Genomic DNA, 12,503 nt, shown 5'->3' with positions numbered 1-12,503 from the left:
CACAGCACATCGTAGGAAGGATTAAACTTGAATTCATTAGCTGAGAGCTAAGGTTGCCATATAGAAGAGCATGAAGCGCGTGTCCATCGCCGATGACACCTCGAGGCTTGCCAACATCGATTTGAACTACTGGTTCTACGCCTGCAGCGCCTTGCCTCGATTTCCGACATGGCGAACCTGCACGGCGTGGTCCATACGGACGACGACGCTCTCGAGCATGCCCTGCACGCTCGATGCTCGCACGAGCTCGACAGAATCCTGGTAGATGCGGGCTGAGAACCGCCCAAGGGTCGCATGGGCCCGACCACATCCAACAACCACAAGGCCATCGTGGGCGGCAATGACACGGCCTGCGGCTCAAAGCAGACGATGGGCGCGATACGCCGCGACGACGGCGAGGGGCAGGCGGGTTAGCTGACGGCTGGATGAGGCTTGGAACTGAACCAAATAGCACCCCTGACGGCTGCGCAGACGTCTTTCCTGCGCTGCTGCCAGGAATGAGTGCGCCGCCCCAGCGTTGCAGGCTAGGCGTTGGGCGTAATGGCGCGTAGCAAGAACCGGCCTACCCCTCATTGAGATATTGCCTTCGGTCGGCCATGTGCTTTCCGGCGAGGGAACTTCCATGACGCAGTCCGTCCGAAATCGTCTCTTGGAAATAGTCGTCTTTCTCATCGCAGAGATTCTCGAGCTCCACCACTCGCGATGCCAAACGGTCTGAGACCTCGCGCTCTATTACGAGGTCGTCTGACAGCTGAGCGTTTTCTTCCGTCAGCCGAGTATTCTTTTCCAGCAGCTGATCTTTCTCATGCGAGTTGTTGGCAACGTAGGCGACAGCCCCAATGGCAGCCGCCCAGGCGACAATCCCCTTCTTATGTTCTTTGACGAATTGGACGGCTTTCGCTGCGCGCTCCTTAACGATATCGGGAATGGCTTCCACCTTTTCTCGGGTGGCCTGCATGAGAGGCTTCTTTTCCGCATCGTCAAGCTCAAGGTCGGTTTCCGTCAGCGTTGTCTTCACGCTCTCTTCCTGCTGCTCGTCCTTGAACTCGAACTCTTCCATTTCAGCCTCCATTCCTTCCTCTTTGGCGTATTTTACCCCGTGCTTTAGGCCGATTACTCAGTTGCCAGCTGATTTGTGACCACAGCGGATAATGCAATCGCAAGTTGACCTATGTCCTGCCAGGAGATCCAGTGGAGTCTATTGCAGTGACGCTCATCGGCGTCACTGTAACACCGATCGGAGTGGTCGAGTCCAACTCGCGCAGCCGCGCGGTTATGGAGCTCAAGATCGACGAGCTCACATCGAGCGAGCCTACAAACTCGAGCAGGAAATGGCCGTGGTCAGGCTCGACGTTGACGCGCTTTTGCGATGGGCTGGCATGGGGGCTGGCGATTGCGGCCTGCATCCCCGTGTTGCTGGCGGCGGTGCTCTCGCGCCAAACGCTTGCGCATTCGGATTGCTACACAACGAATGAAACTTGTTGATGCGGGGCGCGGTTCATTCAGGGTCCGCCCCCTAGCTTCATCCTCAAGAAGCTCGTCGAAGCCTACCCCACCGTTACGGATTCCCCGGTAAAGGCACTGATCATCAACAGGACAAAGAACACCAGGTAGCTGACACTCAGCGGGTACGCAATAATCAGGAAGACGACCCCCGCCGACATTGGTTTTGCCGTCGGCATGGCGTTGCTCGCGATTGCGGCAGAGCCAAATCGTCACGCCAATGGCCACGATCAGCAACACGAGTGCCGCTGCCGCCAACCCGGCAAGCGCAAACATAACGCCAATGCTCACAGCAATAACCGGAAGCAACAACAAGCCGCATCCACACCCACCGGGACTATAAACGGCAGACTGTCGGCGTCGCCCCATCGTCACTTCAACCTCAACATCTTTGAACACTACAATGCGATAGCCTGCTGAACAGGAACGATCTTATCCAGTTCCGGCTCGATGCGCCTCTTTTCCGCCTCGAGGTCAAACGCTATCTGGGCGCGCAGCCAATAACCATCCGTTAGGCCAAAGTAGCGGCAAAGGCGAAGATCGGTGTCAGCCGTAACACGACGCCTCCCCAAAATAATCTGCCCAATACGCTGTGCCGGAATCCCGGTCTCCTTAGCAAGACGATATTGAGAAATGCCCATAGGAACAAGAAATTCCTCTTTGAGAAGTTCACCAGGAGTCACCGGTAACAGCAAATCGGGCGCGGTCTCATCACTTGTGATAATCGACGATTTCGACATTCCAAGCCATCCCCTGTCTCCACTCAAAGCAGACCCGATAGCGCTCATTAACACGGATACTATATTGGCCGGCGCGATCGCCCTTCAACGCTTCAAGACGATTGCCCGGAGGAACGCGAAGGTCATCAAGTGAATCACAAACCTGCAGTTGACGAATCTTCCTCAATGCGACCCGCTCAAAGGGCACGAACCTCCTGACCCGCACACCCATTGCAAAACGTTCGGTATCCTCATCTTTGTACGATGCAATCATAGTATCGCCTTACGTTAATAACGTCAAACGTTTCTACAGACATACATCTCTATTATACCGTACATTTGTTCGTATTTTCTAGAACATGCGACCGCGCCGATTAACCAAGCAAAAGCAATCGTTTGTAGACATCGAGGCCCTTGAGCAGAATTTCCTCGTCAAAGAGCATGGTATCAGTGTGAAGGGCGCTCGTGGCATAGGCGGGACAGCCATCCGAATCGCTCGGGTTTTCTTGACCCTCCGGCACACCCGTGCCCAGCAAGAAGAACACGCCCGGCAGATGGCGCTGATAGAACGCAAAGTCCTCGGCAATTAACAGCGGCTCCTCCACAAGCTGCAGGCCGGGCAAGGCAGGCGCGACGCTGGCGAACAACTCGGAGTCGTTGTCGACCGGCGGATAGCCCTCGGCAAAGTCGAGATCGTACGTGCAGCCCGTTGCGGCACAGGCATCGTCCAGCACGCGGCGCACGCCCTCGCGCGCCCGGTCGAACATGCCGTCCGTAAACACACGCAGGCTTCCGGCCACATGGGCCTCCCCCGCCACCGCGTTGCAAACCGTACCGGCCTGCAGCAGACCAAACTTGCCGATACAGGGCTCGTCGCCGCCCAGCTCGTCCATCAGCTCGCGCTCGGCAACCAAAAACTTCGCTGCCGCCAACGCGGCATCGTGCGACTCCTCGACCGGCACGCCATAGGTCTTAGCAATATGGATGCTCGTACCGTGAATATAGATATGCGTCTCGCTCGAACGCGCCAGCAGCGGACCGGAACAGCTCGCCAACGTGCCGGCAGGCAGATCGGGCCACACATGGAAGCCAAAAATGCGGTCGACCCCATAGCGCTCGAACACGCCGCTCTCGCATACCGTCTTGGCACCACCGGTCGTTTCCTCGGCCGGCTGGAACACAAAGAGCACGTTGCGCCTCATGACGCCCGGCTGCTCGCGAATCGTACGGTCGACATACGTCGCGGCGGCAAGTGCCATGGCCATGTGACCGTCATGTCCGCAAGCGTGCATCTTGCCGGGATGGGTCGAGGCAAAGGCCGCCCCTGTCGCCTCCTCAATGGGCAGCGCATCCATATCGGCGCGAATCGCCGTGGCATGCGCGGCATCAACGCCGGCGTCGAAGAAAGCGCAGACGCAGCTGGGGCACGGATGGGTCACTTCGCAGGTGAGCGGTGCCAGCACGCCCTCGATATAGGCAATGGTTTGCGGAAGATCGAAATCGAGCTCCGGAATGCGATGGAGATCGCGGCGATAGCGACGGAGTTCTTGGAGCTCGGTCATAGAGGATCCCTTCGTGAGGCACATTTGTTGCAACTTATTGTGATACAGGATTGTGGCGCACATGTTTCCAGCATATCCCTGCATTTTTTAAACGTTATATACGAATACTCTTGTTTGGTAAAGTGCAACGTGATAGGGTCTTTACCACTTGATAGAGGCGCGGGCACGAAGAGCCGCGGGCGAGTCGGCAGGCTTTGACCCCGCGGGGAGGCGAAACCCGCCGAACTGGGTTTTTCGGGCACGAACAACCTGGTGGGCCTGTGGGAAACACCCACAGGACTGTCTGCAGCAATGCGGGAGCGCTATCCGGACATTGGGTCCACGCTATGCGGATTCGATGCGCAGATGGCGCCGTCTGGATAGCGAGGTTTACGGGACATGGCATTGACCCCCAACGAGGCATATGCGGCCAAGCAGCCGTTTGTGGACAAGGAGACGCTCGAGCATATCGTCGAGCAGTTCCCCACGCCGTTTCATCTATACGACGAGGCGGGCATCCGCCGCAACATGCAAGAGGTGCGCGACGCCTTTGCGTGGAACCCGGGCTTTAAGGAATACTTTGCCGTCAAGGCCAACCCCAACCCGGCACTCATCTCCATTCTCAACGAATACGGCTGCGGCTGCGATTGCTCGAGCTATACCGAGCTCATGATCGCCCGCTCGCTGGGTATCACGGGACACGACATCATGTTCTCGTCCAACGACACGCCGGCTGCGGACTTTGAGCTCGCCGACAAGCTGGGTGCCATCGTCAACTTTGACGACATCAGCCACATCGAGTTCTTTGAGCGCGTTGCGGGACCCATCCCCAAGACGGTCAGCTGCCGCTTTAATCCGGGCGGCCTGTTCCAGCTCTCCAACGGCATCATGGACAACCCCGGCGACTCCAAATACGGCATGACCACCGAGCAACTCTTCGAGGCCTTCCGTATGCTCAAGACCAAGGGTGCCGAGGACTTTGGCATCCACGCCTTCCTTGCCAGCAACACCGTCACCAACGACTACTACCCCAAGCTCGCGCGCATCCTCTTTGAGCTTGCCGTGCGCCTGGAGCGCGAGACCGGCGCACACGTCGCCTTCATCAATCTATCCGGCGGCGTCGGCATCCCCTACCTACCCGAGCAGCAGGCCAACGACATTCACGCCATCGGCGAGGGAGTGCACGCGGCATACGACGAGATCCTGGTCCCCGCAGGCATGGGCGATGTGGCAATCTACACCGAGATGGGCCGCTTTATGATGGGCCCCTACGGCTGCCTGGTCACCAAGGCCATCCACGAGAAGCAGATCTACAAGGACTATATCGGTGTCGATGCAAGCGCCGTCGATTTGATCCGCCCCGCCATGTATGGTGCCTACCACCACATTACGGTGATGGGTCAGCCGGGCGGCGCCGACAAGGGCACAGCGCCCGTCACGAACACCTATGACATCACGGGCAATCTGTGCGAGAACAACGATAAGTTCGCCATCGATCGCGAGCTACCGCATATCGACATGGGCGACCTGCTTGTAATCCACGATACCGGTGCGCATGGCTACTCCATGGGCTACAACTACAACGGACGGCTGCGCTCCGCCGAGGTCCTGCTGCGCCCCGATGGCGCGGCCGACCTCATCCGCCGCGCCGAGCGCCCGGGCGATTACTTTGCCACGCTCGACGTGCTGCCGTGCGGCCGAGAACTGTTGGCCAAGTCGCGCGCCGAAAGTGCCCGCCGCCGCGCCCAAGACGAGCGCCTGGCAGTCGCCGCCCAATGGAACAAGCGCATCCAGATCGCCGAAGCGAAGGAGAAGAACATGGACATCCGCAATCTCGAGGGCTCAATCGTCGCCCTGGTTACGCCGTTTAAAAAGGACGGCAGTGTCGACTTTGATGCGCTCGAGCGCCTTATCGATTTCCACCTGCAAAATGGCACCGACGCCATCCTCGCCCTGGGCACCACCGGCGAGAGCGCCACGATGACCGACGACGAGGACAACTCCGTTGTCGCCGCGGTGGTCAAGCAAGTTGCAGGACGCGTCCCCGTCATCGCCGGCTCGGGCTCCAACTCCACGCAGACCATGCTCACCAAGTCGCTCACTTACCAGGGCTTGGGAGCCGACGGTCTACTGCTCATTACCCCCTACTACAACAAATCCAACGAAGAGGGTATCTACCAGCACTTTAAGACCGTCGCCGATGCCGTAGACATCCCCTGCATCCTGTACAACATCCCCGGCCGCTGTGGCTGCGGCATCAGCGAGCGCAACGTGGAGCGCTTGGCCGCGCACCCCAACATCATGGGTATTAAGGAAGCCTCGGGCAACGTCGCCTACGCTGCCAAGATCGCCCACCTGCTGTCCGACAACTTCCGCATGTACTCGGGCGAGGACGCGCTCACCGTGCCGCTCATGAGTCTGGGTGCTTCGGGCACCATCAGCGTGTGGGCCGACGTGCAGCCGCAGCTCGTACATGACATGTGCCGCGCCTATCTGGACGGTGACGTGGCACGTGCCCGCGATATCCAGATTGCCGGCCAGCCGCTCATCAATGCCCTCTTTAGCGAGGTCAACCCCATCCCCGTCAAGGAAGCGCTCGCCCAGATGGGTATGATCGAGGCAAACTACCGCATGCCGCTGTGCCCCATGGCAGACGACACGCGCTCCGCACTTACCGATGCTCTGAAGGGAGCTGGTCTGCTTGATTAAGACCGTCATTATGGGAACGGGCCGCATGGGCTCGCTCATCCGCACTACCGCCGAGGGTATTGTCGACGCTGCCGGAGAGCCCGTTTTTGACATCGTCGCCCAGATCGGCTTCGACTTGTCCGAGCTCGAGAACGCTCCGGCAGCCGACGTCATCATCGACTTCTCGAACGTTGCGACCTTCGACGCCGTCGTCGCCTATGTCGAGCGCACGGGCACGGCGTTGGTCTCGGGCACCACAGGCTATACGCCCGAGCAGATGGATCGCCTGCGCGAGCTGGGTCAGAGCACCCGCGTCATGCACTCCGGCAATTACTCCATCGGTATCGCAGCCCTGCGTCATCTGGTGGCACAGGCCACGCGAGAGCTGCCCGGCTTTGACTGCGAAATCGTCGAGACGCACCACAACCAAAAGGTCGACGCCCCCAGCGGCACTGCCAAGTTGCTGCTCGACGCCGTCGTCGAAGCCGAGCCCGAGGCAGGCTACCACCCCGTCTATGGCCGCGAGGGCATGTGCGGAGCGCGCGACCCCAAGGAGATCGGCATGCACTCGCTGCGCGGTGGCACTGTCGCCGGCGTGCACAAAGTGAGTTTCTTTGGCCAGGACGAGGAGGTCACGCTCGCGCATCGCGCCACGAGTCGTCAGATCTTTGTCAACGGCGCCTTGGCAGCCGCGCAGAAGCTCGTCACCCGCGAACCCGGCTTCTATACGTTCGACCAGGTCATGTTTGCCTAACCAGGTATCAACCGGATCCACCCAAAGGAGAGACCGCAAATGAGCAACGCAGCCGAAATGGATGCACAGGAGATTATCAACTATATCGCCACCGCGCCCAAGAAGACGCCCGTCAAGCTGTACGTGCGCGAAAAGCCGGGCATGAAGGTCCAGTGGGGCAATGCGCATGTCTATGGCGGCCGCCGTGGCAAGACCGTCTTTGGCGACTGGGATGAGCTCAAGGCAATCCTCGACGCCAACGTCGATTCCATCGACTACTACGATGTGGAGAACGACTGCCGCAACTCCGCCGTGCCCATGCTCGACCTCAAGGGCATCAACGCCCGCATCGAGCCGGGCGCGATCATCCGCGACCGCGTCGAGATCGGCGACCGTGCCGTCATCATGATGGGCGCCATCATCAACATCGGCTCCGTCATTGGCGAAGGCTCCATGATCGATATGGGCGCCGTGCTGGGCGGTCGCGCCACCGTGGGCAAGAACTGCCACATCGGCGCCGGCACCGTGCTGGCAGGCGTCGTGGAGCCCGCCAGCGCCACGCCCGTCATCATCGAGGACGACGTTATGATCGGCGCCAATGCTGTGGTCCTGGAAGGCGTGCGCGTGGGCAAGGGTGCTGTCGTTGCCGCCGGCGCCGTGTGCGTCGAGGACGTCCCCGCCGGCGCCGTCGTGGCCGGTGTCCCTGCCCGCGTTATCAAGATGCGCGACGAGAAGACCGACAGCAAGACCGGTCTCGAGGAAGGTCTGCGCCAGCTCTAATAGTTACGCGGTTTTACCAAACCGCGTAACGGCTCGACGCTCCAAACGACCCAGAGCGGCAATCTGACGTTCAATCGTCGGGCATGACCAGAAGGTCAATGCCCTCCTCTTTCACGTCACCTTGCTCGCTCTGGGTCGTTTTCGCTGACTTATGCTCAACCTGCAACGTGATTAAGCCCCAAGTAAAAAGGCCGAAGCCCTCGTCCGAGGCTTCGGTCTTCATCATCTCAGGGCTCCGTCGTATTCAACCATGGCGGGTTGCTTTGACAGGCGCCCTACGGCCGTCTTATAGACCTCGGAACGATCGCGCCGCCCTATTGCTACAATCTCGGCAATCTCAACCATTCCGTCCTCTCGGATTCGGAAAACTATTTTGAGTCCCGCATTCCGCCATTTAATCTTTTTGCAGCCGGCGAGCTCGCCGTGAAGCGGCGTTCCGATTTCATCAGCGCGCGTCTTTAATTTTGCGACGGCAATACGGACGAGCCTGCGCTGGGATCCATCTAGTTTTTGATATTCCTTCTCGACGTCTCGATTCAAAAAGCCGACAACAAAATGCCCGCTCATTCGAAAAGGTCCTCGTCGGGAATCGCGTCCGGATCCATCGACTCAAGCTCCGCGAGGTCCTCGGCAGTTAAGGCGTCCTCAAACGGAACAAACTCATGCGGACCATGCTTGACTCGATCCGCAGCGATGCGATTTATCTCAAGTTCACGCAGATACTGCAGCGCGCCGTACATTTCCTCATAGGCAGCATAGTCGATAATCACGGTATCGATATCATTATGATCAGCAATGAACTGAGGCGCGCGTTTTGCGCGTTTACGAATGGTGGATAAGGACTTGCTTGCTTCGGTAGCAGAAACAACCTGGTCTTTTGTAAACACCGGTTTTTCCAGAACAAGTGGGGACATTTTGACCTCCAAAAAATAATCTGGATTATATTTCAAAGTATACTTCAAAATATAATCCAGACTTTTATTCAAAAGTTAAAAGCCTTATCGATTCTCGATGCTACCGATGTTTTTGAGCTCGATGGAGATGAGGCCGTTGGGCTCGTTGACGAACTCGATGTACTCGGAGTTTGAACCCATCTCGGCCGGGAAGCTGATCTCGATGCCCGTGTCGGTACGAATCTTATGATTGCGTACGGCCGCTCGCTCGACCTGCTTGCGCTCCACGGGCACGCGCTCGGGCACCTTCTCCTCGGTCAGCGCCGCACGCACGCTCTCCTTGATGACCGGCTCGTCCTCAAAGACCTCATCGACGATATCCCACGGCGGCAGTTCTTCGTCATCCTCAACCTTCTCGGCAACGGCAGCCTTAACCTTGGCGAGCGCTACGGCCGTGTTGGCGCCGTGCTCTTCGGCGACTTCCTCGACCACACGCGTCACGGTGTCGATGACTTCCTTGCCCGATACGCCCGTGTCGCATTGCAGCAGACCATCAGGGATAAGCATGCGATCCTCGCCGGCAATCTTGCGCTTCTTATCCACATAGCCGATCTCCATGGTGCTTGCACGCACGATGGCATAGCTCGGCACCTTTTGCGAGGGGTTTGGCAAAATGGCGTAGTGGCGCGCGATGTCGTTACGAACCTCGCCCTCTTCGCGACCCACCTCGTGCATGAATGCCTGCTTGGAGCCCAGCAGCATCACGGCAAACCAGCGGGCATCTTCATCATCGTCAAAGTCCGCCACAAGCACGTCGGTGGACTCGGCTTTCTCGGCCTTGGTGAGTTCGGAAGAGATGAACTCCGCAATCTGCTGAGACAAGTCCACGAACTCACGCTCACCAAAGAAATAGCCCTTGAGCTCGCCGCCAAACGCAGAGTTCTCCGCAAACGTGGCGCGCTTATTGTCGGCCGAGGTACGCGCGCGGCGCAGATGCGTGGTCAGAAAGCTGCGCACGGTACGGCTTTCGATATCCAGCTCGCGCTGGCTCATGACGTTGACGGCAGAGTCAAAGTCCAGGATATGCAGAATCGCGTGATTGATTTTCATATACGGCATTCCGTTCTAGATCGCTTTTAGCACGAACCAGTATAGCGGTCGAGTCCGCCCCAGGCGCATCGAAGATTGGTGCAGACAAACCTGTCCCCAATGCATAAAAAAGCGCCCGGGTCACATGGGCCCGGACGCCTTCATTGTAGCTTTTCGCTCTAGCGAGCTTGATTTAGCAGGAGAAGTCGACGCTGTCGATGATGTCCTTGAGGGCCTTTGCGGAGGCGGTGAGCTCATGCTGCTCGTCATCGTTCAGCGGCACGGGAACGCGGCAGACGACACCGTCGCGACCAACAACCGTCGGCATGGAGATGGCCAGATCGGACAGGCCGTACTCGCCCACCATGAGCGAGGAGACGGGCAGAACGGTCTGCTCGTCACGCATGACGGCAGTGCAGATACGCTTTACCGCCATAGCGACACCGTAGTAGGTGGCGTGCTTCTTCTCGATGATGGTGTAGGCGGAGTTCTTGACGTCCTCGGCAATGCGCTTCTCGGCAACCTCATGCTCCAGGTGGCCGTGAAGCTCGCAGAAGGTGTTCAGCGGCACGCCGGCAACCTGAGCGCTGGACCAGGCGACAAACTCGGAGTCACCATGCTCGCCCATGACGTAGGCCTGGACGTCGCGCGGGTCAACCTCGACGTGGGCGCCGAGCATCTGCTGCAGACGGCCGGTGTCGAGCACGGTACCGGAGCCGATGACATGGCCCTCGGGCAGACCGGACATCTTGATGGCGGCGTAGGTCAGAACGTCGACCGGGTTGGAGACGATGAGCAGAATGCCGTCGAAGCCAGACTTCTTAATCTCGGGAATAATGGACTTAAAGATGCTGACGTTCTTGTTGACCAGGTCCAGGCGGGTCTCACCGGGCTTCTGAGCAGCGCCAGCGGTGACGACGATCATGGCGGCGTCGGCGACATCAGAATAATCGCCGGCGTAGATCTTCATCGGCTCGGCAAACGTCATGCCGTGCGCAATATCCAGGGCCTCGCCCTCGGCGCGGTTCTTGTCCACGTCGATGAGAACCATCTCGGAGAACAGACCACTCTGCATCAGCGCGAACGCCGAAGACGAACCGACGAAACCGCAGCCGACAATAGCGACCTTCTTCTCGTTAACCATTAGAAACTCCCATCTCTCTCCACAAACAAGCCGCCCGGGAACGACCCGAGCGGCTTGACGTAATCCCAATGCATCCAATCGGGACTTTGATTATGCTCCTATACGCAGCCAAAAATCGACCGTTTACCGAAATTGTTTGCAGGATTCGTAAAATAACTGCACGAAATCGGTTTCGAGCTATTGACGAGCCCAAATAGTCTTCTAATACAGGCCCGCCTCGCGGATGGCCTCGACAGCCAAAGCGATCTGATCGGGCGGCAGGACCAGCGCCATGCGCACGTGCCCCTCGCCCGAAGGGCCAAAGCTCGCGCCCGGCGTCACCACAACGCCGGCCTTCTCCATAAGCTCCTCGCAAAACGCCATGGAATCGGTGCGGCCACCGGGAAGCTTGGCCCACACAAACATAGAGCCATGCGCGTTGGGACGCTCCCAGCCCAGGTCCTCAAGACCGTCGCACAGGGCATCGCGGCGCTCCTGGTACTTCAGACGTTGCGCCTCGACCTCATCGCGCGGACCATTGAGGCAGGCGATGGCGGCCTTCTGAATCGGGAAGAACATGCCAAAGTCGATCTGGCTGCGCAGCTTGGCAAAGGCAGAGACCACATCCTCACGGCCGACCAAAAAGCCGATGCGCGCACCGGTGACGTTAAACGACTTGGAAAGCGAGAAGAATTCCACGCCCACCTCGAGCGCGCCGGGATACTGCAGGAAGCTGCCGCCGGGCTCGCCGTCAAACACGATGTCGGAGTACGCGTTGTCATGGACGATCAGCAGGTCGTGCTCGCGGGCGAAGGCGATGATCTCCTCGTAGACCTCGGGCGTGCCCACCGAGCCCACCGGGTTGGCGGGCAACGACACGATCATGTACTTGGCACGATCGGCCACCTCGGGATCGATGCCCGCCACATAGGGCAGGTAATTGTGCTCCGCCACCAGCGGATAGTACTCGAGCTTGGCATCGGCGATCTTGGCGCCCGCCTCAAAGACCGGATAGCACGGATCGGGAACCAGAATGGTGTCACCCGGATCGAGCAGGGCCAGGCCCAAATGACCCACGCCCTCCTGCGTGCCGTTGCACGACTGCACCATGGACGGCGTAATGCCCGAAACGCCAAAGCGACGCTCATAGTAATCGCACACGGCCTGCTTAAGCTCGGGCAGGTCGCGCAGGGAATACTTCCACATCTCGGGATTTTGGGCGGCCTGCGTGAGCGCGTCGACCACGTGGTCGTACGGCTTAAAGTCGGGCGTTCCCACGCTCATGTTGTAAATGGTCTTGCCCTGAGCCTTCAGCGCAAGAAGTTTGTTGTTGAGCGAGGCGAAGACCTCCGCGCCAAAGCGGTCGAGACGCTGCGATGCCTGCATGGTGCCACCTTTCGATATAAAAAATACGGCGCTCCGACAAGAGCGCCG

15 protein-coding genes and 1 riboswitch are annotated in these 12,503 nt (G+C 58.9%); of the genes, 5 read left to right on the top strand and 10 right to left on the bottom strand.

From position 1 onward, the window contains the following. Window positions 1–70: 70 nt before the first annotated feature. A complete protein-coding gene (locus ACTNBY_RS05945; protein ID WP_441063785.1) occupies window positions 71–265 on the top strand; it encodes a hypothetical protein in 195 nt (64 codons plus the stop codon). 297 nt (window positions 266–562) lie between these two features. Here ACTNBY_RS05945 and ACTNBY_RS05940 read toward each other — a convergent pair whose 3' ends face one another. Continuing rightward, the gene (locus ACTNBY_RS05940; RefSeq protein WP_441063784.1) at window positions 563–1,060 is read right to left on the bottom strand and encodes a hypothetical protein; all 498 of its coding nucleotides are present in this window, start codon (window positions 1,058–1,060) and stop codon (window positions 563–565) included. A 131-nt stretch (window positions 1,061–1,191) separates the two neighbouring features. Here ACTNBY_RS05940 and ACTNBY_RS05935 point away from each other — a divergent pair, with 131 nt between their 5' ends. Then, window positions 1,192–1,485: a hypothetical protein gene (locus ACTNBY_RS05935; RefSeq protein ID WP_441040960.1), complete on the top strand. Its 294-nt coding sequence runs from the start codon at window positions 1,192–1,194 to the stop codon at window positions 1,483–1,485. Window positions 1,486–1,901: 416 nt separating this feature from the next. On the opposite strand, the gene ACTNBY_RS05930 is transcribed toward ACTNBY_RS05935, so the two are convergent. The 3 genes from ACTNBY_RS05930 to ACTNBY_RS05920 all read right to left on the bottom strand — a co-directional run bounded on the left by ACTNBY_RS05930 (window position 1,902) and on the right by ACTNBY_RS05920 (window position 3,784). Continuing rightward, window positions 1,902–2,243 carry a HigA family addiction module antitoxin gene (locus ACTNBY_RS05930; protein ID WP_441063782.1) on the bottom strand — a complete coding sequence of 114 codons (342 nt, stop codon included), beginning with the start codon at window positions 2,241–2,243 and terminating at the stop codon, window positions 1,902–1,904. Beyond that, a complete protein-coding gene (locus ACTNBY_RS05925; RefSeq protein ID WP_441063780.1) occupies window positions 2,215–2,496 on the bottom strand; it encodes a type II toxin-antitoxin system RelE/ParE family toxin in 282 nt (93 codons plus the stop codon). Before ACTNBY_RS05925 ends, ACTNBY_RS05930 begins: the two co-directional genes overlap by 29 nt. Before the next feature lie 100 nt (window positions 2,497–2,596). Beyond that, window positions 2,597–3,784 (bottom strand): N-acetyldiaminopimelate deacetylase, encoded by a 1,188-nt coding sequence (locus ACTNBY_RS05920; RefSeq protein WP_441048599.1) that lies wholly within the window; start codon window positions 3,782–3,784, stop codon window positions 2,597–2,599. A gap of 144 nt (window positions 3,785–3,928) precedes the next feature. Then, window positions 3,929–4,097, top strand: a riboswitch (Lysine riboswitch). 65 nt (window positions 4,098–4,162) lie between these two features. On the opposite strand from ACTNBY_RS05920, the gene dapA reads away from it, so the two are divergent. The 3 genes from dapA to dapD are packed head-to-tail and all read left to right on the top strand — an operon-like array spanning window position 4,163 to window position 7,964. Further along, complete coding sequence (gene dapA / locus ACTNBY_RS05915) at window positions 4,163–6,472, top strand: 4-hydroxy-tetrahydrodipicolinate synthase (protein ID WP_441063779.1); 2,310 nt, start codon at window positions 4,163–4,165, stop codon at window positions 6,470–6,472. Next, window positions 6,465–7,205: a 4-hydroxy-tetrahydrodipicolinate reductase gene (dapB, locus tag ACTNBY_RS05910; RefSeq protein ID WP_441063777.1), complete on the top strand. Its 741-nt coding sequence runs from the start codon at window positions 6,465–6,467 to the stop codon at window positions 7,203–7,205. Before dapA ends, dapB begins: the two co-directional genes overlap by 8 nt. 39 nt (window positions 7,206–7,244) lie before the next feature. Then, window positions 7,245–7,964 (top strand): 2,3,4,5-tetrahydropyridine-2,6-dicarboxylate N-acetyltransferase, encoded by a 720-nt coding sequence (gene dapD, locus ACTNBY_RS05905; RefSeq protein ID WP_154517324.1) that lies wholly within the window; start codon window positions 7,245–7,247, stop codon window positions 7,962–7,964. Between the two features lie 70 nt (window positions 7,965–8,034). On the opposite strand, the gene ACTNBY_RS05900 is transcribed toward dapD, so the two are convergent. The 6 genes from ACTNBY_RS05900 to ACTNBY_RS05875 all read right to left on the bottom strand — a co-directional run bounded on the left by ACTNBY_RS05900 (window position 8,035) and on the right by ACTNBY_RS05875 (window position 12,455). Next, window positions 8,035–8,190, bottom strand: coding sequence for a hypothetical protein (locus ACTNBY_RS05900; RefSeq protein WP_441063776.1), 156 nt, complete (start codon window positions 8,188–8,190; stop codon window positions 8,035–8,037). Beyond that, window positions 8,187–8,531 (bottom strand): type II toxin-antitoxin system RelE family toxin, encoded by a 345-nt coding sequence (locus ACTNBY_RS05895; RefSeq protein WP_441063775.1) that lies wholly within the window; start codon window positions 8,529–8,531, stop codon window positions 8,187–8,189. The genes ACTNBY_RS05900 and ACTNBY_RS05895 overlap by 4 nt, the downstream gene beginning before the upstream one ends. Then, window positions 8,528–8,950: a hypothetical protein gene (locus ACTNBY_RS05890; protein WP_441063773.1), complete on the bottom strand. Its 423-nt coding sequence runs from the start codon at window positions 8,948–8,950 to the stop codon at window positions 8,528–8,530. Before ACTNBY_RS05890 ends, ACTNBY_RS05895 begins: the two co-directional genes overlap by 4 nt. Before the next feature lie 12 nt (window positions 8,951–8,962). Continuing rightward, complete coding sequence (locus ACTNBY_RS05885; protein ID WP_441063771.1) at window positions 8,963–9,967, bottom strand: nucleoid-associated protein; 1,005 nt, start codon at window positions 9,965–9,967, stop codon at window positions 8,963–8,965. Window positions 9,968–10,139: 172 nt separating this feature from the next. Further along, window positions 10,140–11,090, bottom strand: a complete 951-nt coding sequence (locus tag ACTNBY_RS05880; protein WP_441063770.1) for an L-lactate dehydrogenase — start codon at window positions 11,088–11,090, stop codon at window positions 10,140–10,142. Between the two features lie 201 nt (window positions 11,091–11,291). After that, on the bottom strand, window positions 11,292–12,455 hold the full coding sequence (locus tag ACTNBY_RS05875; protein ID WP_427718501.1) for a pyridoxal phosphate-dependent aminotransferase: 1,164 nt from the start codon (window positions 12,453–12,455) through the stop codon (window positions 11,292–11,294). Window positions 12,456–12,503 lie beyond the last annotated feature (48 nt).

This window comes from Collinsella sp. HCP28S3_E12 (genome assembly GCF_052065595.1).
Taxonomy (GTDB): Bacteria; Actinomycetota; Coriobacteriia; order Coriobacteriales; family Coriobacteriaceae; genus Collinsella.
The sequence above is the reverse complement of the archived record's forward strand: the minus strand, read 5'-3'. Positions and strand labels throughout refer to the sequence as shown.

Bases quoted from the DNA above. Each gene is read 5' to 3' on its own strand.
- ACTNBY_RS05930 (WP_441063782.1), bottom strand. From the start codon at position 2,243: ATGTCGAAATCGTCGATTATCACAAGTGATGAGACCGCGCCCGATTTG.
- ACTNBY_RS05895 (WP_441063775.1), bottom strand. From the start codon at position 8,531: ATGAGCGGGCATTTTGTTGTCGGCTTTTTGAATCGAGACGTCGAGAAG.
- ACTNBY_RS05925 (WP_441063780.1), bottom strand. From the start codon at position 2,496: ATGATTGCATCGTACAAAGATGAGGATACCGAACGTTTTGCAATGGGT.
- dapA (WP_441063779.1), top strand. From the start codon at position 4,163: ATGGCATTGACCCCCAACGAGGCATATGCGGCCAAGCAGCCGTTTGTG.
- ACTNBY_RS05940 (WP_441063784.1), bottom strand. From the start codon at position 1,060: ATGGAAGAGTTCGAGTTCAAGGACGAGCAGCAGGAAGAGAGCGTGAAG.
- ACTNBY_RS05920 (WP_441048599.1), bottom strand. From the start codon at position 3,784: ATGACCGAGCTCCAAGAACTCCGTCGCTATCGCCGCGATCTCCATCGC.
- ACTNBY_RS05880 (WP_441063770.1), bottom strand. From the start codon at position 11,090: ATGGTTAACGAGAAGAAGGTCGCTATTGTCGGCTGCGGTTTCGTCGGT.
- ACTNBY_RS05885 (WP_441063771.1), bottom strand. From the start codon at position 9,967: ATGAAAATCAATCACGCGATTCTGCATATCCTGGACTTTGACTCTGCC.
- ACTNBY_RS05875 (WP_427718501.1), bottom strand. From the start codon at position 12,455: ATGCAGGCATCGCAGCGTCTCGACCGCTTTGGCGCGGAGGTCTTCGCC.
- dapD (WP_154517324.1), top strand. From the start codon at position 7,245: ATGAGCAACGCAGCCGAAATGGATGCACAGGAGATTATCAACTATATC.
- ACTNBY_RS05945 (WP_441063785.1), top strand. From the start codon at position 71: ATGAAGCGCGTGTCCATCGCCGATGACACCTCGAGGCTTGCCAACATC.
- ACTNBY_RS05900 (WP_441063776.1), bottom strand. From the start codon at position 8,190: ATGATGAAGACCGAAGCCTCGGACGAGGGCTTCGGCCTTTTTACTTGG.